Raw genomic sequence first — 21,275 nt, 5'->3', positions numbered from 1 at the left:
AGCCGTCCTCTCACTTCTCGAGGTGGTCGGGGTGCAGGACCGCGAGGGTGCGCCGGATGCCCTCGCGCCACGGCACTTTGCACGGCCCGGTGAGCGAGCGGCGCAGCGTCGGGTCGAACTGGTAGGTCTCGCGGGTGACTTCGCTCGGTACGAGGTTCGCCTCGACCCCGGTGAGTTCCTCCAGGTAGCGGACACAGTCGGTGATGCCGACGGACTCGTCGCCGCCCCAGTTGGTCAGGGTCACCGGGACGCTCGCCGCGCTCCACAGGTGCGGGACCTGCTCGACGAGGTCGTCGATGTACAGCAGCGAGGTCCAGTTCTGGCCCTCCAACGGGACCGGAATCGGCTCGCCCGCGAGCATGCGCTTGAAGTAGAGCATCGGCACGCCGCCGTAACCGGACGGCCCGTAGGCGATGTTGAGGCGGGCGATGACGGTCGGCAGGCCGAGGGTCTGCGCGAACGCCCGGACCGTGCCCTCGGCCGCGATCTTGGCCACGGGGTAGACGGGCAGCCAGTCGGCCTTGCCGTCCAGCGGGTCGGTCTCGGTGTACTTGTGGTCGAGGGTCTGGCGTGCGTACAGGGCGCCGGTGGACACGTACAGGAACGCCTCGGCGGTACGGCAATGGGTCATCAGGCGCCCCGCGGCGACCGAGTTGGCCTCGACGGCCGCGTTGAAGTCGCCGTCCTCGCCGCGGTTGACCGCGGAGTGGAAGACGTGGGTGAAGTCTTCCGGTAGGCCCTTCAGGGAGCCGCCGCCGGTGTCGTCCATGTCCCAGCGGAAGGTGCGGATGCCGTGGCGGGTCAGCTTCTCCTCGGCCCCGGGGGCGCCGAAGCGCCCCAGCGCCCACACCTCGTTGCCCTCGGCCAGCGCCTCGGCGACCGGTCCCGCCACCAGTCCTGTGGCACCGGTCACCAGGATCTTCTTGCGGTTCACGTACTGCCCCTCCTCGGGGGTCGGGAATCGGTGGGGTTCAGGCGTCGCCGAGGGCGCGGTCGAGCTCCTTGCGCAGGATCGACTGGAAGGCAGCCACGTGGGTCGGGCCCATCAGCGTGTAGTGCTCGCCGGGTACGTCGATGTAGTGGTTCTCGCCGGTGGCGTGTTCGTCCCAGCGGCGCAGCTCGTTGTTGAGCCAGTCCTCCTTGGTACCGCGCAGCGGGATGGCGTAGAAGACGCTCATCGAGCGGACCTGGCCGGCGGGCGAGTAGTCGCGTCCGAGGTTCGTGAGACCGTCCGCGAGTTCCGCCCATGCCTTGAACCTCTCGAAGGTGAGGTCGAGTTCGGCGAGACGGCCCTCTGGCGCATGGTCGATGAAGTAGGCGAGCTGCTCGTCCTTGGACGACGACCGGAGCTGTGCGGGCAGTTCGAGGGACTGCTTCTTGTCGATGAGCTCCAGGAAGAACGCCAGGTTGGCAGCGGTCTCGACGAAGTCCAACTCGTTCATGCGGTACTTGATGTGCGGCGGCAGGTTGAAACTGCCGACGAAGTCGACGCGCTCACCCTGCGCCTCGAGCACCTTGGCTATCTCGAAGGCGACCGCGCCGCCGTACGAGTACCCCGCGACGGCGTACGGGCCGTGCGGCTGGCGGGAACGGATGGCTCCGACGTATGTGTCGACCATCTCGGCGAAGCTCTCGAAGGGCCTCTCGCCGGGGTTGAAGCCGCGGGCACGCAGTGCGTAGAACGGCCGTTCGCCCACGAAGTACTTGGCGAGGTTGACGAAGACGAGGACCTCGCCGACGCCCGGATGGACGCAGAACAGCGGGGTCTTGTCGCCGGTGACCTGCATCGGCACGATCGGGTCGTATTCCCCCTCGCCGTCCGCGGTCCCGTCGAGGTGAGCGGCCAGGGCGCGCACGGTGGGCGCCCGCAGCACGGTGATGATCTGCAGGCCGTCCGCGCCGAGGCGCTGGGCGACCAGGGAACGCAGACGCAGGATGTCGAGTGAGGTGCCACCCAGGTCGAAGAAGTTGGCGGTGACACTCATCCGGCCGGGGTCGGTGTCGAACATCTCGGCGTAGATGCCGGCGAGGACCTTCTCCGTGTCGCCCTCGGGGGCGCTGTAGCCGCCGAGTCGACGCAGAAGCAGGTCGTCGACGACGCCCTTCACCTCGTCGTACGCCCCTGCCTCCAGCCGCTTGCGCATCAGCGCGCGCTGGATCTTGCCGAGGCTCGTCTTGGGGAAGGCGTCCTTCGGCAGCGGCAGGATGAGCGCGGGCCGGAAACCCCAGTGCATGACGACGCTGCTGCGCACCGCGCTCAGCACCCGGTACAGGGCGAGCTCGTCACCCTCGGCGCACTCCGGATGGAAGGCGACCACGAGTTGCTCGGTGTCGCTGCCGGGGGCGCGGGTGGGGAAGGCGGCGACAAACGAGGGGGCCACGTCGTCGAGTCCTTCGAGGAGGGTCTCGATGTCGTGGCTGAAGTAGTTGACACCATTGACGATGACGCTGTCCTTGGTGCGCCCGACGAGGGTGAGCCGGCCGTCGTCGATCCTGCCGAGGTCACCGCTGCGGAACCAGCCGTCGGGGGTGAAGGCCTCCTGTGTGGCCTGCTCGTTGTTGTGGTAACCAGCCGTGATCATCGGGCCGTTGAGCTGGAGCTCGCCCACTCCGCCCGCAGGCAGTTCGCGGTGCGTCTCGTCGGCGACGCGGATGCGCAGCCCCTCGACGGGCCGTCCCAGGTTCGCGAACTCCTGCCCCTGGTCGGCGGCCGGGAAATCGACGGAGTAGATGCTGCCGGCGCAGGTCTCCGACATGCCGAATGCGGGCCACAGGGCGTCAGCACGCAGCCCGTACGGAGCGAGGCGGCTGAGGAAGGTCTCGCCGGTGGTGCGGACGACGGCCTCGCCACCACTGATGATGTGCCGTAACCGCGACAGGTCGGTCTCGGCGCCGGTCACTTCGTCGAGCCGGTCGGCCTGCGCATTGATCAACCCCAGCAGGAAGTTGGGGGTGAAGGTCATGGTGACGCCGAATCCGGAGATGATCCGCAGGAAGTTCAGCGGCTCCTGGAGCACTACGGGCGCTTCGACGTGCAGTTGGGTGCTGCCCGCGTACAGCGGCAGCAGGTGGCATTCGAGCAGGGCGGCGACATGGTCGAAGGAGACCCAGTTGAGGCTGACGTCCTGGGCGGTCAGCCCGTGGTAGCCGTTCTTGGCGGCCATGGAGGCGAGCAGGTTGGCGTGACTGAGCCGCACGGCCTTGGAACTGCCGGTGGAGCCGGACGTCAGCACGAGGACGGCGTCGTCCTTGGGATCGGCCTCGTGGAAGGAGTCTGCGGGGTGCTCGGCGCGCAGGTCCTCCAACGGGACGACGGACAGGCCCTGCGCACGCGGGAGTTCGGCGGCGAGGGTGGCGCTGGTGACGATCAGCGGGTGCCCGAGGAGGGTGTCGACGTGCGTCAGCTGGGCCGCCCACCGCTCCGGGTCCCCGCCCAGGGCGGCCATGGGGCAGGGCACGAACCCGCCGAGCTGGCAGGCCCAGAACGCGGCGAGGAACTCCCTCGGCTTCTCCAGGAGCAGGACGACCTTGTCCCTCGGCACGAGGCCGCGTTCCCTGAGGCCGGTGAGGACCGAGCGCGCCTCGTCGAGGAGGCCGTCATAGCTCTGCAAGGGTGCGTCCCGGTCGTCCGCGCCCCGCGGGTAGCGCAACCCGGACTTCGTGTGGTCCCGGGCGGCGTCGCACAACAGGTCCACGATGGTCCGCGTCCTCGTCACGGCTGTGGTCATGAGGGATGCCTTCTTCCTCTTCGTCGGCCGTCGTGCCCGGGATCGCCGGAACGGCGTGCCGAACGGCGTACTGACAGTCGTTCGGACGTGCTGGTGAGCCACTCTCGACCGCGCACGGAAAGGGCGGCGGTGACAGCGGCCGGGAAAGCAGGGAGGCAGCGCGGCGGGCGTTGGCTCTCGCCGGAGAGCCAATAATCGGAAGGGTGTGATCCGATTTTCACCGACCGATTGGGCAAGCACCTGTTCATCGTCCCCCGCCGACCAGAACAGTCCCCGGAGCCACGACATCGGGACTCCGAATGCGCGCCAACAATAAGAACCGACGGTCAGGCTTGTCAAAGCTTCAAAGAGGAAGCAGAAAGTGCCGGAAAAAGGTAAAAAAGGCCCGCCAAACATCACCGGACGTGAGGGAGGACACACTGGCCGGACGGAGTTCTACGGAACAGACAAAGGAGTCCCATTTCCGACCTGCGCATCATCGGCCCAGGCGGCTCGCCCGTCACATTGCGACTTCGGATGCACCACAACATAGCCCGGTGCCGTTTTTCCTGACGGAGGGCGTAAGCAATCGAGACATGTACCGGAAAGGGACAGCGCGGCATCAGGATCTCCTCCTCCGAGCGCCCGTGACAGATCCGCACCGAGAGCCGGCCTCGGCGTGGCGGCCAGTCGCCCCGATGACCTCGCCGGGGTCCGGCCAGGCAGTTGAACCTCAGCTCGCCGAACCAGCGGCCGAGTCGGCAGTCACACTTCCGGACTCCGCCGGCGGTCCTGCAGTGCATGCACCGTGCAGTCGAGTGCGGAGGGGCGAGAGGTTCTTCGTTTGCCACATGATTCCCTGAAAGACCACCGGCTCGACTCGGTCGACACCCATCAGGAGTCCCACATTTCGATCGATTCCGTCTTGAAGACGCCATTCGGTGCCTCGGACGTCGCGTTGCCGTGCCGGCACCATGCTCTCGATACCGGCCGTTCCGTCGGCACAATTACCTTCGCACAGTGGATTTCCGGAAGTTCTGAGTCGTCTACCGGCATGACTGCGCGGGAGTGCCATCCGGTTCCAGCCCATGCATCCACCACGCTTCGATCCGAAACTCGTCTGCGACCCCGCCCTATCCCAAATCACAGCGAGGCATTGCGGGACACTGGTGTGGCCGACGCCGATGAGCTGCCGGGCCAAGGCTCGGGCGTCGTCCCCGATCCGTCGCCAGTTCCCGCAATCTGCCCAAGCTCGACAAGCAACTCGGGCCTCCGGTGTCCAAGCCGTGGCGGCGCCCTGCGAATTTCCTGCGCCCTGCCCTCGCCCGCTGCCGCCCTCAGGAGCTCGGGGTCGCAGGCCGGGGGGTGGCCGGCCGAAGGCGGACGCAGCAGTGGCCGGGGCTGGGCTCCAGGCAGGCCTGGAGGCCGTCTTCCTCCAGCCCGAGAAGGACGCCGCGAAGCAGGTGGAGGTTCATGCCGCAGACCGTCTGGGTGTACAGGCGGGCGAGCGCGTGAAAGGGGCAGTTGCCCAGCACGATGCCGTCACCGTCCTGGCGCGGCTCGAACCCGTACCGCTCCAGCAGCTCCACCACATCTGTCACACCTGGGCTGTTCTCGCCCGCGAGCTGTTCGCCGAGCTGCTGGGCTGTCCGGTGCAGGACAGCGCGGGCCGGCTCTCCGCTGACCTCGGATTCCTCCACGGCCTGGGCGAGGAGCCGTCCGGCCAGCTCGTAGTGACGCTCGGGCAGGCTGACGGTGACCTGCTTGGTGGAGCGCCTGTAGAGCTTGGCCGGCCTGCCCGCGCCCGGCCCGCTGCGGCCGCTGCGCCGCTCGTAGACCACGTCGAGCAGTGATTCGTCAGCCAGCCGGTCCAGGTGAAAGGCCGCGGTCTGACGTGCCAGTCCGAGAGCTCCGGCGGCCTCGTCGCGGCTGACGGGCTCCGGCTGGCGAACGACATGGTCGTAGAGCCTCCTGCGGGTCGGCTCGTCGAGAGCGGCCACGGCGGAGATGTCGGGTCGGGGTGCTTCCTTCGGACGGTCCACGAACACCAGTGTAAAACCCACAGCCATTGACTAAAGAAGGCCGGCCCGCTTCTATTGATAGCGAGAGTTGCCTATAGAAGGAGGCGCCATGTCGTCCGCAACCACAACCACCACCACCGCCACCCCCCGGCGTTCCGTGCTCACCGACCCCGGTTACCAGGCATTCGTCATCCTGCGCACGGGGTTCACCGTGGCGCCGATCCTGTTCGGGCTGGACAAGTTCACCAACCTGCTCGTGGACTGGCCCACCTACCTGGCGCCGTGGATCGACGACGTCGTTCCGGGCAGTGTGCAGGCCGCCATGTACGCCGTCGGTGTCATCGAGATCGTCGCGGGCATCGTCGTGGCCCTCGCACCGCGCTTCGGGGGCTGGCTGGTGGCCGGATGGCTCGTCGGGATCATCGTCAATCTGCTGAGCATCCCCGGCTACTACGACATCGCGCTGCGCGATTTCGGCCTCCTGCTCGGCGCGGTGGCCCTCGCCCGGCTCGCCCAGCGCTATCACGGCGCGCGCAAGTCGCGCTGAAGCCCCTCGACGAGGCACGGAAGCCGATGGGACGGTGGTGTCTTGGGAACCTTCAGCGGTTCTCCGGGACCATCGCCTGGGCCTGGCCTCCGGGCCGGGGGCTCACGGACGGGTGGCTATGTTCCGTTGCGCGAGTACGCGGTGATCGGCGACGGCCGCACCGCCGCCCTGGTGGCACGTGACGGGTCGGTGGACTGGCTGGGCCTGCCCGATCTGGACTCCCCCGCCGTGTTCGGCGCCCTCCTGGACGCCTCCGGCGGGGGCGGGTTCCGGCTCGAGCCGGTCGTGCCCTACCGGACGGAGCGCCGCTACCTGCCCGGCACCAATGTGCTGGAGACGACCTTCGTCACCCACACCGGCTCGGTGCGGGTCACCGACGCGCTCGCCCTGCACGACGACACCGCACTGACACCGATGCGGGAACTGCTACGGCGTGTCGACGGGTTGTCCGGGTCCGTGCCGCTGCGGTGGAGCGTCAAGCCCTGCTTCGCCTACGGCACCCACCGCACACGGCTCGCGCGGCGCGCGGGCGTCCCGGTGGCGACAGCCGGCGGCAGCGCTCTCGCCGTCTGCGCGTGGGATGCCGGCGAACCCGAATGCCACAGGGGCGTGATCAGCGGCCGATTCGAGCTGCCACAGGGCCGACGCGCCATGATCGCGATGCCGTTCGCCGAACAGGAGCCACTCGTCCTGCCCGCCCGCCGCGAGTGCGAGGCGCGCCTGGACGGCACGGGCGCGGCGTGGCGGAGCTGGGCCGAGGACCGCCTGTACACGGGGCGGTGGCAGCAAGCGGTGATGCGCAGCCTGCTGGTCCTGAAGCTGCTCGTCCATGCCCTTTCCGGTGCGATCGCCGCCGCGGCGACGACTTCACTGCCGGAGGAGATCGGCGGCGAGCGCAACTGGGACTACCGGTTCTCCTGGGTGCGCGACTCCGCCTTCACGTTGGCGGCCTTCCTGCGGCTGGGCTGCCCGGCGGAGGCGCACGCCTACTTCTGGTGGCTGATGCACGCCTCCCAGCTCACCCACCCCGACCTCAAGGTGCTGTACCGGCTGGACGGCGGCCATCGCACCCCTGAGCGGACCCTGCCCTGGGAGGGCTACCGGCGCTCGGGCCCGGTCCGCATCGGCAACGCCGCGGCCGGCCAGGCACAGCTCGACATCTACGGCGAGTTGGTGCAGACCGCCTGGCTGTACGCCCAGGCCGCCAGACGGCTGGACGCGGACGTCGCGCGACGCCTCGTGGAGCTCGCCGACCTGGTCTGTACGAAGTGGCGGCAACCCGATTCGGGTATCTGGGAGGTGCGCAGTCCGCCTCGGCACTTCACCCAGTCCAAGATGATGTGCTGGGTCGCGCTCGACCGCGCCGCCGACCTCGCCCGCCGCGGACTGGTCCCCGCCCAGCATGTGAACCGCTGGCACGCCGCACGTGACGAGATCACCGCGTTCATCGAGACCCGCTGCTTCTCATCCGCCCGCGACAGCTACGTTCGCGCCGCCGACGCCGAGGATCTGGACGCCGCCGTCCTGCTGGGGAACCTCTACGGATACGGCGATGAGCGGCGCATACGGTCCACGATCACCACGCTGGACCGCTACCTTCGTCACGGGCCGTACGTCGACCGCTATTCGGGCGAGGACGGACTCGCCGGCGGCGAAGGCGCCTTCCTCTCCTGCTCCTTCTGGCTCGCCGAATCCCTCGCCCGCACCGGCCGCCTTCCCCAGGCGATCGAGCTGATGGACGAGCTGGTCGGCCTGGCCAACGACGTCGGCCTCTACAGCGAAGAGATCGACCCTGCCACCGGCGACTTCCTGGGAAACCTTCCTCAGGGACTGAGCCATCTGGCGCTGATCAGCGCCGCCGGCGCCATCGACGGGGCGACTGAGGACGTCTCGCGATGAGCGCCTGGTCAGCCGCCGCGGGAGCCTTCGTCGGCACACTGGCGCTCACGACGGCGCTGCGCGCTGCCAGTGAGCTGAGCCTGACCCGGATGGACCTGCCTTTCCTCCTCGGCACCGCGGTGACCGTCAACCGCACCCGCGCGAAGGCCATCGGCTACTTGATGCATTTCCTCAATGGACAGATATTCGGGTTCGTCTACTTCGCCGTCTTCCTCGCCATCGACCACAGCGGCTGGTGGCTGGGGGCGCTGTTCGGACTCGCGCACGGCCTGTTCGCCGGCACGGCCCTGGTGAACGTCCTGTTGCCGCTCGTCCACCCCCGCATGGGCAGCCCGCTGACCAGCGCCCCTGACGTGGCCCTGCTCGAACCTCCTGGCTTCCTGATGCGCAACTACGGGCCCGGAACCCCTGTGGTCACCGTCTTGGCCCATGTCGGCTTCGGAGCGATCGTCGGAGGCTTCACCGCCCTGCCGGCCTGAGGGCATTGGGTACGGCCGGACCGTGCCCCCCGGAGTCCGGCCAAGGCACCTGACCGACGAAGCTCACTCGGACCCGACGGTCCGTGCCACTCGTGTTCGTATCCACGAAACTCCGTTGGGGCGGCCTCGGACTTACCCGGTTCCACGACTCGGTTCCAGACGGCCGGCACATCGCGATCACCGTGTCGACGCGGCCCTCGTACCGCGACCGGGCCGACGCCTGCGAACCACCCGTACGCAAGCCCCACAACGCGTCCAGCACCCGCCGCCCGTGAGCTTTCCGGGCGCAGTATCTCGTCCCGCTCTGCGGCCGTCTCGCACTGCCGCTCGTCGTCGTGGGAACGGGGGCAACCGCCGCACCGGCCCGCCCGTACCAACAGCAGGTCCAACCCGTCCAGGGGGTCTCCTCCCTGCTCTCTGCTCGGGCTGGCGTCAACTCGGAAGCACATGCCTGCCGGAGTGATCACGGGACGGCCCGTGCCTACCGTGATGTGGCATGTCAACCTTCTTACCGACTTCGAAGACCGGCAGGCGCGTCGGTCTCGCGGCGCTGGTGACGGCCGTCCTGCTGGCCACCGGCCCGGCGGCGACCGCGCAGGCGCCGGACTCCGGCTCTGCCGTGGACTGCGGCACTCACGACCGGACCCGCAAGGCGCTGCGCAGCCTCGCCGACCACCACGGCATCACCGGTGCCGCGGTCCTGGTGGTCGACCCCACCGCGGGCAGACCCTGCGGGCGTTGGACCGAGACAGCCGGAACGGCGGACCTGCGCACCGGACGCCCGACGAACACCACCGACCGGCTCCGCGTCGGCAGCGTCACCAAGACGTTCACCGCGACACTCGTCCTCCGACTCGTCGCCGAGCACCGACTCTCGCTGGAAGCCCCCGTCGACCGCTATCTCCCCGGCCTGATCCAGGGGAACGGTCACGACGGCCGCCTGATCACCGTACGACAACTCCTGCAGCACACCAGTGGACTGCCCGACTATCTCGACGCTCCCGAATGGGAGCATCTCGAACGGCAGCGGTACCGCCACTTCGAGCCGCGCGACCTCGTCACGCGTGCTCTCGAACTGCCGCGCCCGCAGGGCACCTGGCACTACGCCACCACCAATTACCTCATCCTCGGCATGCTCGTCCGCGAGGTCACGGGACGTAGCCCCGAGGCGGAGATCACGCGCCGCATCATCAAGCCCCTCGGGCTGCACGACACCTACTGGCCCGGCGACGACACCCGCCTTCGAGGAGCGCACTCCCGCAGCTACTTCACCGACGGCGGCGGCAGGCGCGTCGACGGCACGGCCTGGAACATGACCTTCGGCGGGGTCGGCGGCGCCCTCGTGTCATCACCGGGCGACCTGACGCGGTTCGCCGCCGCCCTGTTCGACGGCCGCCTCCTGCCGGCGGCCCAGCTCGCGGAGATGCGACGGACGGTGGAGGTCGACGTCGACCGGCTCTGGCCGGGCGCCCGCTATGGGCTGGGGCTGATCTCGACACCACTGTCCTGCGGGGGGACGTGGTGGGGGCACGCGGGCACGGTGCCCGGTGGTCACCGCGCGCTGGTCGCCGTCGGTCCCGGCGGCCGGAGCGTCGCCGTCGCCCTGAACGAGGTGCCCGCCTCGCTCCAGGCCGAGGCTGCCTTCCTGGACCTCGTCGACAAGTCCCTCTGCGAGGGCAGGCCTTCCGAAAGGACTTCCGCATGACCGGCTCCCCCTCCCCCGGCACACCGTCCGGTGCCGCTTCGCCCCCCACCTCCTCGACCGGTGCGGCTCCTTCCCCCGCCGCCCCGCCGCCTGCCTCCACCCGTCCCGCAGCCGCGAGCACGGCCGGCCCGCGCGGTACCGCGGCCGACGGCCTGCGCCGGCTTGTGTCGCGCGCCGCGGCAGGCGCCGCCCTGTGCCTGGTCGGGGCGCTCACCGTCCCCGGGTCGCCCGCCGCGGCGGAACCCGCCCGTACGACCGCTGACCCCCTCGCCCACTACTACCGACAGCACCTCGACTGGAAGAGCTGCCTGCTCGGACCCGACGACGAGACCGGCAAGGAACTCCAGCAGGCGGGTGCCCAGTGCGCCGATGTCACCGTCCCGTTGAACTATGACGATCCGGACGGCCGCACGATCACCGTCGCGATCTCGCGGATCCGGGCCACCGACACGGCCCGTCGCACGGGCACGCTCATGCTCAACGGCGGTGGCCCCGGCGGGCAGACCATCGGCGACCCGCCGTGGGTGCGCACGACGATGAAGCAGGTCGGTGAGCGCTACGACGTCGTGGGGGTCGACCCCCGTTTCGTCGGCCGGAGCACGCCGCTGGACTGCCGCTGGCCCACTGGCTCCTTCATACGCGGTGCGGGGACGGACCGGGCGGGGTTCGACCGCGCGGTGGGGTTCGCCAGAGAACTCGCCGATCGTTGCAGGACGTCCCAGGGTGACGTCCTGCCCTACGCCACCACCCGGAACACCGCGCGCGACATGGACATCATCCGCGGCGCGCTCGGCGAGCGCAGGATCTCCTACCTCGGCTACTCGTACGGCACCTACCTCGGCCAGGTGTACGCCACGATGTTCCCCGGCCGCACCGACCGAGTCGTACTGGACGGCCTCGTCGCCCCCGGCCGCTACAGCCCCCGGCTGTTGCGCGGCACGGAACCGGCCAACCGGCACGCTCTCATGGGCTGGGCCACCTGGGCGGCCGCCCGCGACACCGTCTACGGTCTGGGCCGCACCCAGGGCGAGGTGCTGGCAGCCGTGGACAGCGTCCAGACCGCGGCCGGACGGACACCCCTGCTGATCGGCGCCCACCGGGTGGACGAGCATCTGGTGCCCGTCGTCGTCTTCAGCGGCCTCTCACAGGACAACGACGCCGCCTACGCCGATCTCGCGCAGGCCGTACGGGACATGCGTCGCGCCGCCGGCGGCCACACGGTCACCCCCTCGCCGTGGCTGGCCGGAACACTCGACTTCCTGCTGAACGGATCCGACTCCGCGTACGGCAGTGTCCAGACAGCGATCCTGTGCGGGGACGTGTCCGCGCCGCGCTCCCCCGAGGCGTACTGGCGCGATGTCCAACGTGCCCGCGCGCGGGACCCGTTGTTCGGCCCGGTCACCGACAACATCGGGCCGTGCGCGTTCTGGGACCCGCCCCGCGAACGCCCGACCACGATCCGCGGCGACCTTCCGGCCCTGCTCGTCAACGCCACCGGTGACCCGCGCACCATCTACCGGAACGCGCAGACGGTGCGCCGCATGTGGCCCTCCTCCCGCCTGGTCACCCTCCGCGGCGCGGACCAGCACGCCGTGTACGGCGTCTTCGGCAACTCCTGCGTCGACGCGACGGTCAACACCTACCTCGCCACCGGCCGCCTGCCCGTTGCGGACGTCACCTGCGAGCGGTCAACCCGCTGAGAGAGGCGACCGGCCGCCACTGCCACGGCAGTTCCCGCCTGTACGTCGTACAGTGCGAGGACAGCGCGTCGGCGGTGGCGGTCTTTCCACGTCCGGGCGAGAGAAGTTGAGCGCCGGACTGTCCGACGCGGTGACCCCGACGGCCTGTCAGCCTGCCAGCCGGGCTTTCCAGATCTCCTCGCTGGGCCATTGCTGGGCCCAGTCAGGTGGTGGATGCCGACCCTTCGGTCCGTGCGCACAGCGCGAACAGCGGTGAGTAGCCGCTCCGGCGACGACGGGGGCCGGTCCGCGTGTACGGGGCCGGTCCGCGTGTACGGGGCCGGTCCGCGTGTGCGGAGCCGCCCAGGACGGCTCCCACAACGTGACCACTCCGTGGTGCGTCCCGGACGACGGAGTGTCAGGCGGTCGCCTGTGCTTTGTGGACGACGCATCGCACCCATGACTCGGCACCGAATCCGCGTAGCTCGGTCAGCGCTTGGCGCAGTGTTTCCTCGTCAGGGGTGCACGGAAGCGAGGTGATGGCGGTCATGGCGCCTTCCACCGAATCGGCAAGATAGCGAGCCATCGGCTCTGCCTCCGCGCCCCTGAACGAATACAGCCGCTCGCCGGGGTCGATGCCCGAGAAGCCCGTCTCTTCCAGCCAGCCCCACAATTGCGTTCCGGCGTCGCTCTGGCCGAATGTTCGCATCGCCTGGACCAGCGCGGGCATCAGTGCGTCCAGGCCGGCGGTCGGCGGGCCGACCTTGATGGTGGCGTAGTCGAGCTCGATGGAGGTGATCGTCCCTCCCGGGCGGAGCAGCCGTCGTGCCTCGCGCAGCGCCGCCTTGGCGTCGTGCTCGGTCATGTGCTCGAGCACCCACATCATCCACACATGATCGAACGACGCGTTCTCGTACGGCAGCTCCCGGGCGTCAGCCACATGCAGATCGGCGGTCACCCCGCAGTCGGCGAGATGCTTGCGAGCGAAACCGATCTGGGCGGGTTCGATGTCCACACCGGACAGCTGCACATCGGGAAACGCACGCCCCAAGGTGCCCAGTACCGCGCCGACCCCGCAGCCCACCTCGAGCAGACGGGTGCCGGGGAGGAGGGTCGTACCGTCCAGTATCAGTCTGTCCTGCCACAGTGCGGCCTGGTCTATGAGACGCTGCTGCTCCGCAGGTGCGTGGCCGTGAACGTAGTTTCTCTCTGCGATGTCGTTCTGTCTCACGTCGGCAGTTCTCCCTTTTCGTTCGACACCCTGCCCGAGGGCACCCGGTATCGCGGTGAATTCGCTATCCCCAGGCGACGGGAAGTTCGAGCATCCCCTGGACCGTGTCGCCGGGATTGAGAGCAATCTCCTCGGCGGGCACGGCCAGCCGCAGTCCGGGGAAGCGGGTGAAGAGGCTGTGCAGAGCGATCTCCATCTCGGCGCGGGCCAGGTTCGAGCCGATGCACTGGTGGGTGCCGAAGCCGAACGCCATGTGGTGACGGGCCGAACGGCCCCAGTCGAGTGTGTCCGGGGCCGGGAACTTCTCGGGGTCCCGGTTGATGACGGAGGTCGAGAAGACGACACCGTCGCCGGCCCGGATCGTTGCTCCGGCGATCTCGATGTCCGCGGTCGCCACCCGCAGCAGCCAGTCGGAGACGGACAGGAACCGCAGGAGTTCCTCCACGGCGGCGGGCAGCAGACCGGGATCGGCACGGAGTTCGGCCAGGCGCTCCGGGTGCTGCAGCAGGGTGAAGGTCGAGAGCGAGATCATGTTCGCCGTCGTCTCGTGCCCGCCGGCCAGGTTGACCAGGGCCAGGGCGACCAGTTCCTCCCGGTCCGTCTTGCCCTCGCGCAGTTGGTTGTGGACCAGCTCGTCGAGGATGCCGTCGCCGCGTTCGTGCTGTTTGCGGTCGATCAACTTGCCCAGGTACTCCTCCAGTTGGAAACGCGCGTCCACTGCGTCGGCGACATTCGTACTACGCAGCAACCGACGCGACTGGACCTCGAAGAACTCGTGGTCGGAGTACGGGACGCCTAGCAGCGCGGAGAGGACTATGGACGGCAGGGGCAGCGTGAAGGCACTCACCAGGTCGGCGGGCGAGCCCTGCGCCTCCATGGAGTCGAGGAGGCGGTCGACCGTTTCCTGGATCCGCGGCCGCAGGGCGGCGGTGCGTTTGGCGGTGAAGCCCGGGATCAGCATCCGCCGCTGGGCGCCGTGCTCAGGGTCGTCCACGCCGATCAGGGCGGGCACCACCTCGCGGAATCCGGCGAGGCGTGCGCTGGGGATCGGGAAGCCCGGCGTGTCGCTGCGGGAGGACAGCCGCTGGTCGACGAAGAGTTCACGGGCCGCGCCATGACCGGTGACGAGCCACGCCTCGCTGCCGTCGAAGAGAGTGATCCGGGACAGCGGGCGGGACAGCAACTCGTAGCCGGCGGGCGGGTGATAGGGGCACGTGCGGTCCTGAGGGAAGGCGACCGGCTGTCTCATGGAAGTGACCTCGCAGGTGAAGGGACGTCGATGGCCCCGCCGGAACAGGGCTTCGGGAAGCGGGCGGAGGGTGGGATGGGGGCCTTTGGCCGCGGCGATGCGGTGCACGGTCTCCTCGCGGACCAGCAGGCGGGCGTGGACTGCGCGGGGCGGCGTGAGCCGCGTTCCGGCCGCCGTGCCCGGGGTACGGTCACGCCCGGCTCAGCGCCAGGACCGCGTTCTGGCCGCCGAAGCCCATGGAGTTGCTCAGTGCCAGTTCGATGTCGCGGCGGATCGGAGTGGCCGCGACGTCGATGTCGATCTCCGGGTCCGGTGTGCGGAGGTTGGCGGTGGGCGGGACCAGGCCGTTCTCGAGGGCGAGCACGGTGTAGGCGGCCTCGATCGCCCCTGCTGCCCCCAGGAGATGCCCGGTGACTCCCTTGGTGGAGCTGACGAGCGGGCCGGCGGGCAGTACCCGGCGCAGTGTCCTGGCTTCCGCAAGGTCGTTCAGCGGAGTCGACGTTCCGTGCGCGTTGACGTAGGACACGTCTGCGGGGGCGGCGTCGGCGTCGGCGAGCGCGAGCCGCATGGCCTGCTCCAGCCCGCGGCCGTCCGGGTGCGGTGCGGTGATGTGGTGGGCGTCGGCGGTCGAGCCGTGCCCGACGATCCGCGCCCGGATCCGCGCGCCGCGGGCTCGGGCGTCCCCGGCGCGCTCCAGGACGAGCAGTCCAGCCCCTTCCCCGGCGACGAAGCCGTCGCGGTCGGCGTCGAAGGGCCGGGAGGCGCTCTCCGGGGCGTCGGTCCGCGTGGAGAGGGCCCCCATGTTCGCGAATCCGGACATCGCCAGGGGGGTGACCATCGCCTCGCTGCCACCCGTGAGGACCACGTCGCAGCGCCCGAGGGCCAGCAGGTCGCAGGCGGTGGCTATGGCCGTGTTCCCGGAGGCGCACGCCGTGGCCACCACCAGGTTCGGGCCCGTGGCACCGAACTCGATCGCCACCTGGCCCGCCATCATGTTGGGCAGATACATGGCGAGCAGCAGGGGTGTCACACGCTGGGGCTTCTGGTCGAGCATCACCCTGTGCTGCCCCTCGTAGGTCTGGAGGCCCGCTCCGGCGTTGCCCAGTACGACCCCCACCCGTGCGCCGTCCCAGGTGGCGGGGTCCAGACCGGAATCGGCCAGGGCCTCATACGCTGCGACCAGGGCGAACTGGACGAAGGGGTCAAGTCGATGGGCACGCCGGCCGCCGAGCAGTGCCTCGGCGTCGAAGTCCGGAACGCGGCACGCCAGGGAGACCGGCACGCCGTCCAGCTCCGGATCGAGGGCCGCCGCGGTGCCGCGTGCCCGGCACACCTCGGACCAGTTGCGTTCCACTCCGACTCCGGCCGGAGTGACCAGCCCGAGACCGGTGACCGCGATGTCGGCGCGGATCGTCATGACTGGCCCTGGGCAACCCGGTCCTCCACCAGGCGGCCCATGTCCGACAAGGTGGCCAGGTCCCGCAACTCCTGGTCCTGGATGTCCACTCCGAGGTCTCGTTCCAGGATGACGGTCAGCTCCACCAGGGTGAGGGAGTCGAACTCGACGTCATCCAGGGAGGCTCCCGGGCTCACGAGATCGGAGGGGACCTTCAGGTCCTCGATGATGATCCTCTTGAGCGTGTCGTAACCGTTCATGTCAGCTCCTTGTCGGTGGCATCGGGGAATCCGGGCGGACCGGGCGACCGGGAAGTCCTGCGGCGGCGTCCTGCGACCGGCCGCGGGCAGGGGCTTGACGCCGGATCAGGTGACGGTGGTGAGCGACGGCCAGACGAGGGTGGCCGCGCCCCAGGCGAGTCCGCCGCCGAACGCGGTGATCATCACCCGCTGGCCCTCGGACAGGGCACCGGACGCGTTGTCCTCGTCGAGCAGCAGCGGCACCGAGGCCGAGGCCGTGTTGCCCACGTGCTCGATGTTCGAGGCGCGGCCCTCCGGCGGGACGCCCAGTGCGTGGCCGAGCGCGTTGCTGATGCGTGCGTTGGCCTGGTGGGCCACCAGACGATCGATGTCGGAGAGTTGCCACCCCGCCCGCTCGGCGGCCGTGGCGCAGGCGGCCGCCATGTGACGGACGGCGAAGCGGAAGATCTCGCGCCCCTGCATCCGGAGGTACCGGGAGTGCTCCTCGGTCGGGACGCGCCGTCGTGCACCGCCCGCGGGCACGTTCAGAAGGTCGTTCCCGCCACCGTCGCTCCCGAGCACGAGGGAGATGATCGCGCCGGGCTCGTCGGGTTCGCCGGCGCGCAGTACGACGGCTCCGGCGCCGTCGCCGAAGATGGCCGCCGTGGAGCGGTCGCCGGGATCTATCAGGGTGCTGAACGCCTCGGCCCCGATGAGCAGAACCCGGTCGGCGACGCCCGTGGCGACGAGGCCGGCGGCCGTGGCCAGCCCGTAGACGAAGCCCGCGCAGACCGCGGAGACGTCGAACGCGGCCACGCCCGACAGGCCCAGCCGGGAGGCGACGTCCGGCGCCGTCGCGGGACACAACTCGTCGGGCGTAGTGGTGGCCAGCACCACTGCGTCGGCCCCTCCGGAGCCGGAGGACTTCAGGGCTTTGTGGCCGGCCTCCACGGCGAGGTCCGACGTCGACACGCCCGGCGAGACCCGACGGCGGGTCGCGATGCCGGTACGGCTGCGGATCCATTCGTCGCTGGTGTCGAGGGTGGCCTCCAGGTCCGCATTGGTCACTGTGTCGGGCGGCAGCCAGGAGCCGAGGCCGGTGAGGACCGCGGCACGAGGGGATCGGTACGTCATACCAGTGTGACTCCCTGGTCCTGAGGATCTGGGGGGGGCGGGGTGGCCGGTGGAGGTGGTCAGGGGCGACGCCGCGGCAGAAGGCCGGACCGCCCGGCCTCGCCGCGCCGGCCGCTGCGGTGAGGTCTTCGTCGGAACGGCTCGACGGCCGGCTCAGGAACTGGCGACAGGACATGCGTCCGAGGGGGAGCAACACGGAACTGCGTCCTGTTCTGTGCCGGGCAGGATTCCGTGGCCAAGTCCTCTCGATGCACGGGCGATGCGTCAAGGCTGCCGTTCATCAGGATCGGCATGCAATGACGCGCGAACCGGGCGCCGCCGGGGCGAATGTGCCTCATGGAGCCGGGCCCGGGGAAACGGCGTGGCTCCGAGGCACGAGTAGCCTGCCACCGGCGGGCGCGGGCGAACAAGGTCAGGAATCGGAAAACGCCCGACTCCCCTTTTCCCAGTACAGGAAATACGCGCGCTCGGGAGCTTTGAGCATCGGAACATCTCCGAGGCGTGTCGAGGATATCGGCGAAGCGCCCCAGGGATCGCCGCCCACTCTGCAGGTGCATTCCCTGACTACGAAGATCACGCCGAAGATCTTTCGCATTGTTGTCATTGCCCGTGCGCGCCGGGTGATGGCAGGCTCGTTGGTCAAGAAGCCGACCCCGGATGTGGGCGTTCACCGCAAGGAGGCGAAAGGACCCGCCGCGGCGGGTGGCTCTCCGTCTCCGGTCTCTTTTCTTCTCGCCTCACCGGCTGTGCGTCGCATGCCGCGACGTTCAGCCGGTCGCAGCCGATTTGCATATCCACTCGTCACCGTCAGAATGAGGTAACACCACGTGGAACTCGTGCTGGAAACCGATTTCGTCCGAATTCTGCAGAAGCGCGCCCAAGACGACCCGGATGTTTCGGCGTTCACCTTTCTTGAGGGTGATCTCGACGTGGTGGGCACGCTCACCTACGGGGAACTGCACGACCGAGCCCTCGTACTGGCCGCCCGGCTGCTGTCGGTCGTCTCCCCCGGCGACCGTGTTCTGCTGCTCCACCCGGCGGGCCTCGACTACGTCGTCGCGTTCTACGCCTGCCTGTACGCCCGGATCATCGGCGTTCCGCTGTACGTTCCGCAGCACCGCACCGCCTCGACGGTCGAGGCGATCGCACGGGACTGCCAGGCCGCTGCCGTGCTCACCACGGAGCGGGGGGCGAGCCGGAAGTCGCTGTTCGGCGAGGACACCCGGGTGGCGAACCTGCCCTGGCTGGGCACGGACGCGTCGTCGGACGACGTCACCGGACCGGCGCGCGACGTCACCGGCCCGTCGGCTTTCGACGGTGTCGCCCCGGACACGGTCGCGTATCTGCAGTACACCTCCGGTTCCACCTCTGCCCCCAAGGGGGTGATCGTGGACCACACCAACATGGTCGCGCAGTGCGCCGAGGCTGCGATGTCGTGGAAGGTCGACGCCGACAGCCGCTGGGTGTCGTGGCTGCCTCACTTCCACGACTACGGTCAGATCGGTTCGATCCTGCTGCCGGTCTTCGCCGGCGCCCACTGCGTGTTGATGGCCCCGGCCACGTTCGTCCGCAGGCCCATCCGATGGCTGCGGGCCATCTCGCAGTATCGCGGTACGCATACCGGTGCCCCGAACTTCGCCTACGACCTCTGCGTCGAGGGCACCACCGAGGAGCAGCGTGCAGGGCTGGACCTGAGCTCGTTGGTCACGGCCGGCAACGGCGCGGAGCCCGTGCAGTTCGACACCCAGCAGCGCTTCCAGCGGACGTTCGCCGAACACGGCCTGCGGACCGGCGCCCTGTGTCCCTCCTACGGTCTCGCCGAGGCCACGTTGAAGGTCACGAACAAGATGCCGGACGAACCGCTGACCTGGGGAACCTTCGGTCCCGCCACTCCAGGGAGCCCGGTGGTGGAGCTGCCTGCCGACAAGGTCGTGCGTCCGCTCGTCTCGTGTGGCACGACCGTCGCCGACACCCGCGTCGCCATCGTGCACCCGCAGACCCGGCAACGTCTTCCCGACGGTCACGCCGGAGAGGTCTGGGTCACCGGCCCCATCGTCTCCCGCGGCTACTGGGACCGGCCACAGGAGAGCAATGACGTCTTCCGGGCGCGTGTCCTGGACGAGGGCGCCGACCCCCACCTCAGGACGGGAGACCTGGGGTTCGTCCACGACGGGCAGCTCTACATATGCGGACGGATCAAGGACGTCGTCATAGTCAACGGGGTCAACCACTACCCCCAGGACATCGAACGGACCGTCGAGGACAGTCACCCCGCCGTCCGGCGCGGTCACACCGCGGCCTTCGGCGTCACCGAAGGGGCCCGGGAGAGCGTCGTCGTGGTCGCCGAATGCGCCCGGCGCGACGAGAGTTCCCCTGCGGACGTGGCCCTCGCCATCCGCCAGGCCGTCTGGCGCAGCCACGACCTTGCCGCCACGGTGGTGGTCGCCGAGACCGGAACGGTCCCCGTGACCACCAGCGGCAAGATCCAGCGGACCCGTTGCAAGGCCGATTTCCTCGAGGGCCGGCTCGTCGTCAGGGCTCGTAAGGACGCAGGTGCCGTGGACACAGGTGCCGTGGACGCAGGTCCGGTCCGGTCCGGCGCCGAGACGCCCGGGCCGGCCGCGCAGCCGGCCTTCACCTCCGCGCTCCAGTCGCTCCACGAGAACTGCCGTACACACATCGAGCACTGGATCGCCGGAAAAGCCGGCGAAGGAACGAGCAGCATCGACGCCCGGGAACCACTGTCCGCCCATGGGCTCTCCTCGGTGGACATGCTGGAACTGCACCAGACCCTGGAGGACTGGACGGGGCTACGGCTGCCCCCCGAGTTGATGTGGGAGTCCGAGTCGATCGACGAGCTGGCCACGCTCGTCGTGGCACGTCTGACAACCCCCGCCGCCGACCTCACCGCGGGGGCGGGCCGATGAGGATCGCCGCCGTATCCGCTGCCCTGCCGTCGCGCCGTGTCACCAACGACGACATCCTCGACCTCGTCCGCGAACACAGTGCCGGCGTCTTCGAGGGTGACATCGAAGACGCCCTACGGAAGATCAATTTCTGGCTCGCGTACTCCGGGTCGGACTGCCGCCTCTGGGCCGATGAGGGGGAGCGCCCCATCGACCTGCTCGTCCGCGCCGCGGAGGAGGCGATCGACGAGGCAGGGGTGACGCGGGAGAGTATCGACGTCGTCATCTACACCGGCATCGGCAGGGGCTTCCTCGAACCCGGAGGGTCGTACCACGCCGCCGCGGCGCTCGGCATCCAACGTGCCCAGTGCTTCGATGTCCTTGACGCGTGCATGAGCTGGACCAGAGCGCTCCAGATCGCCCAGGGCCTGTTCGCCTCGGGAGCGTGCCGCACCGCGATGCTCGTCAACGCGGAGTTCAACATGCGTCCCACCGGGCCGGTCTACCCGGGCGTGTTCGCACTGCCCAACACCGACGCGGTCACCTGGAGCTTCCCCGCCTACACCCTCGGCGAGGCCGCCTCCGCGACCATTCTGACGGCGGACGACCACGAACCGTGGTCCTTCGCGTTCTCCTCACGCCCCGACCTCGCCGACCTGTGCAACATCCCCATGGACGGCTACGCGGACTTCAGCCGGCCCTCGGAGAAGATCGCCAGGAACGGCGTCCACCGCTTCACGTCGTTCGGTTTCGAACTGCACGAGGCCGCCCGGAGCGAGGCCGTGGAGGTCTTCAAGCGGCTCGACGCCCCCAAGGAGGAGGCAGCCGCGGTGTTCACACACGCCTCCGCGAAGCGGTTCTGGCAGGAGATGGCCGACGGCGTGGGCCTGGGCGACAAGATCTTCCACGTCTTCCAGAACACCGGAAACATTGTCTCGGCCTCCGTACCGACCGCCATCGCCACCGCGGTGAACGAGGGACGCCTCAAGCGCGGTGACCGCGCGGTCGGATGGGTCGGCAGCGCGGGCATGTCGTTCAGCGCCTTCTCCTTCGTGTACTGACCTGGAGGACGAACAGCACCAT

At 69.4% G+C, this 21,275-nt stretch carries 15 protein-coding genes; 7 read left to right on the top strand and 8 right to left on the bottom strand.

What is annotated here, in order from left to right:
* Positions 1 to 10: 10 nt before the first annotated feature.
* The 3 genes from GWK25_RS19775 to GWK25_RS19765 form a co-directional block, all read right to left on the bottom strand.
* On the bottom strand, positions 11 to 934 hold the full coding sequence (locus GWK25_RS19775; RefSeq protein WP_215451877.1) for an NAD(P)-dependent oxidoreductase: 924 nt from the start codon (positions 932 to 934) through the stop codon (positions 11 to 13).
* Positions 935 to 971: 37 nt separating this feature from the next.
* Positions 972 to 3,728, bottom strand: coding sequence for a non-ribosomal peptide synthetase (locus GWK25_RS19770; protein WP_215451876.1), 2,757 nt, complete (start codon positions 3,726 to 3,728; stop codon positions 972 to 974).
* Between the two features lie 1,316 nt (positions 3,729 to 5,044).
* On the bottom strand, positions 5,045 to 5,755 hold the full coding sequence (locus GWK25_RS19765) for a helix-turn-helix domain-containing protein (RefSeq protein ID WP_308404487.1): 711 nt from the start codon (positions 5,753 to 5,755) through the stop codon (positions 5,045 to 5,047).
* An 82-nt stretch (positions 5,756 to 5,837) separates the two neighbouring features.
* Between GWK25_RS19765 and GWK25_RS19760 the strand changes: the two genes are divergently transcribed.
* From GWK25_RS19760 to GWK25_RS19740, 5 genes are all read left to right on the top strand, one after another.
* A complete protein-coding gene (locus GWK25_RS19760; protein WP_215451874.1) occupies positions 5,838 to 6,275 on the top strand; it encodes a hypothetical protein in 438 nt (145 codons plus the stop codon).
* A 126-nt stretch (positions 6,276 to 6,401) separates the two neighbouring features.
* On the top strand, positions 6,402 to 8,174 hold the full coding sequence (locus GWK25_RS19755) for a glycoside hydrolase family 15 protein (RefSeq protein ID WP_251828941.1): 1,773 nt from the start codon (positions 6,402 to 6,404) through the stop codon (positions 8,172 to 8,174).
* Positions 8,171 to 8,653: a hypothetical protein gene (locus GWK25_RS19750; protein WP_215451872.1), complete on the top strand. Its 483-nt coding sequence runs from the start codon at positions 8,171 to 8,173 to the stop codon at positions 8,651 to 8,653. Before GWK25_RS19755 ends, GWK25_RS19750 begins: the two co-directional genes overlap by 4 nt.
* Before the next feature lie 496 nt (positions 8,654 to 9,149).
* Positions 9,150 to 10,358 (top strand): serine hydrolase, encoded by a 1,209-nt coding sequence (locus GWK25_RS19745; RefSeq protein ID WP_215451871.1) that lies wholly within the window; start codon positions 9,150 to 9,152, stop codon positions 10,356 to 10,358.
* Entirely contained in the window at positions 10,355 to 12,058 is a 1,704-nt protein-coding gene (locus GWK25_RS19740) for an alpha/beta hydrolase (RefSeq protein ID WP_215451870.1), read from the top strand. The genes GWK25_RS19745 and GWK25_RS19740 overlap by 4 nt, the downstream gene beginning before the upstream one ends.
* A 397-nt stretch (positions 12,059 to 12,455) precedes the next feature.
* Here GWK25_RS19740 and GWK25_RS19735 read toward each other — a convergent pair whose 3' ends face one another.
* The 5 genes from GWK25_RS19735 to GWK25_RS19715 form a co-directional block, all read right to left on the bottom strand.
* Positions 12,456 to 13,268 (bottom strand): class I SAM-dependent methyltransferase, encoded by an 813-nt coding sequence (locus GWK25_RS19735; protein WP_215451869.1) that lies wholly within the window; start codon positions 13,266 to 13,268, stop codon positions 12,456 to 12,458.
* A 64-nt stretch (positions 13,269 to 13,332) separates the two neighbouring features.
* Complete coding sequence (locus GWK25_RS19730) at positions 13,333 to 14,517, bottom strand: cytochrome P450 (protein WP_215451868.1); 1,185 nt, start codon at positions 14,515 to 14,517, stop codon at positions 13,333 to 13,335.
* A gap of 190 nt (positions 14,518 to 14,707) precedes the next feature.
* A complete protein-coding gene (locus tag GWK25_RS19725; protein WP_215451867.1) occupies positions 14,708 to 15,934 on the bottom strand; it encodes a beta-ketoacyl synthase in 1,227 nt (408 codons plus the stop codon).
* A complete protein-coding gene (locus GWK25_RS19720) occupies positions 15,931 to 16,173 on the bottom strand; it encodes an acyl carrier protein (protein ID WP_215451866.1) in 243 nt (80 codons plus the stop codon). The genes GWK25_RS19725 and GWK25_RS19720 overlap by 4 nt, the downstream gene beginning before the upstream one ends.
* Positions 16,174 to 16,278: 105 nt before the next feature.
* Positions 16,279 to 17,286, bottom strand: coding sequence for a beta-ketoacyl-ACP synthase III (locus GWK25_RS19715; protein ID WP_215451865.1), 1,008 nt, complete (start codon positions 17,284 to 17,286; stop codon positions 16,279 to 16,281).
* 827 nt (positions 17,287 to 18,113) lie between these two features.
* Here GWK25_RS19715 and GWK25_RS19710 point away from each other — a divergent pair.
* The gene (locus GWK25_RS19710; RefSeq protein ID WP_215451864.1) at positions 18,114 to 20,213 is read left to right on the top strand and encodes an AMP-binding protein; all 2,100 of its coding nucleotides are present in this window, start codon (positions 18,114 to 18,116) and stop codon (positions 20,211 to 20,213) included.
* The gene (locus tag GWK25_RS19705) at positions 20,210 to 21,253 is read left to right on the top strand and encodes a 3-oxoacyl-[acyl-carrier-protein] synthase III C-terminal domain-containing protein (protein WP_215451863.1); all 1,044 of its coding nucleotides are present in this window, start codon (positions 20,210 to 20,212) and stop codon (positions 21,251 to 21,253) included. The genes GWK25_RS19710 and GWK25_RS19705 overlap by 4 nt, the downstream gene beginning before the upstream one ends.
* Positions 21,254 to 21,275: the final 22 nt, after the last annotated feature.

Origin of the sequence: Streptomyces sp. ATCC 21386 (assembly GCF_018728545.1) — a bacterium.
GTDB lineage: Bacteria > Actinomycetota > Actinomycetes > Streptomycetales > Streptomycetaceae > Streptomyces.
The sequence above is the reverse complement of the archived record's forward strand: the minus strand, read 5'-3'. Positions and strand labels throughout refer to the sequence as shown.

Coding starts and splice junctions, on each gene's coding strand:
- GWK25_RS19725 (WP_215451867.1), bottom strand. CDS start 15,934: ATGACGATCCGCGCCGACATCGCGGTCACCGGTCTCGGGCTGGTCACT.
- GWK25_RS19715 (WP_215451865.1), bottom strand. CDS start 17,286: ATGACGTACCGATCCCCTCGTGCCGCGGTCCTCACCGGCCTCGGCTCC.
- GWK25_RS19730 (WP_215451868.1), bottom strand. CDS start 14,517: ATGAGACAGCCGGTCGCCTTCCCTCAGGACCGCACGTGCCCCTATCAC.
- GWK25_RS19770 (WP_215451876.1), bottom strand. CDS start 3,728: ATGACCACAGCCGTGACGAGGACGCGGACCATCGTGGACCTGTTGTGC.
- GWK25_RS19705 (WP_215451863.1), top strand. CDS start 20,210: ATGAGGATCGCCGCCGTATCCGCTGCCCTGCCGTCGCGCCGTGTCACC.
- GWK25_RS19740 (WP_215451870.1), top strand. CDS start 10,355: ATGACCGGCTCCCCCTCCCCCGGCACACCGTCCGGTGCCGCTTCGCCC.
- GWK25_RS19760 (WP_215451874.1), top strand. CDS start 5,838: ATGTCGTCCGCAACCACAACCACCACCACCGCCACCCCCCGGCGTTCC.
- GWK25_RS19750 (WP_215451872.1), top strand. CDS start 8,171: ATGAGCGCCTGGTCAGCCGCCGCGGGAGCCTTCGTCGGCACACTGGCG.
- GWK25_RS19745 (WP_215451871.1), top strand. CDS start 9,150: ATGTCAACCTTCTTACCGACTTCGAAGACCGGCAGGCGCGTCGGTCTC.
- GWK25_RS19720 (WP_215451866.1), bottom strand. CDS start 16,173: ATGAACGGTTACGACACGCTCAAGAGGATCATCATCGAGGACCTGAAG.